Below are 454 nucleotides of genomic sequence, written 5' to 3'. Positions count from 1 at the left end.
TAGCATTCATTGGATTCACACCAACTCCTCCACGGAGCATTTTATTTATAAGTATCATTATACGAAGGTCCTGGCGAACCGGCTTTCGAGACCGCTTTTTCTGCCTGATATGGATCGCTCTTGTATTATTTATTTCTTTGCGATTTTAAAAATACCGTCTTGGCGTATCATCAGATGTCGCTCACTTCTTGTTTTAGTACTCGCTATTTTGTTTTTCAAAGATCATAACCAGCGGTGGAGGAAAAGGAAAAAGGGATGCATAAGGAGTAATATTCCTTACACATCCCGTGTATATATCAAACGAACTCGCTTCCGATTTTTCGTAAGATTTAACAAAAATGCCCAGAGCCATAGGCTCTGAGCACAAATCTTACTCATAATGGAGCGGGTGATGAGAATCGAACTCACGTAGTCAGCTTGGAAGGCTGAAGTTCTACCATTGAACTACACCCGC

1 tRNA gene is annotated in these 454 nt (G+C 41.2%); it reads right to left on the bottom strand.

Features of this window, described 5'->3' with window-relative positions:
* Window positions 1-380 precede the first annotated feature (380 nt).
* Window positions 381-454: transfer RNA gene (locus tag NE665_RS24025), tRNA-Gly, on the bottom strand.

It is taken from the genome of Clostridium sp. DFI.1.208 (assembly GCF_024463855.1).
In the GTDB taxonomy this organism is placed as follows: domain Bacteria; phylum Bacillota_I; class Bacilli_A; order Erysipelotrichales; family Erysipelotrichaceae; genus Clostridium_AQ.
Note: the sequence above shows the minus strand (reverse complement) of the source record. Positions and strands in the feature narration are given on the sequence as shown.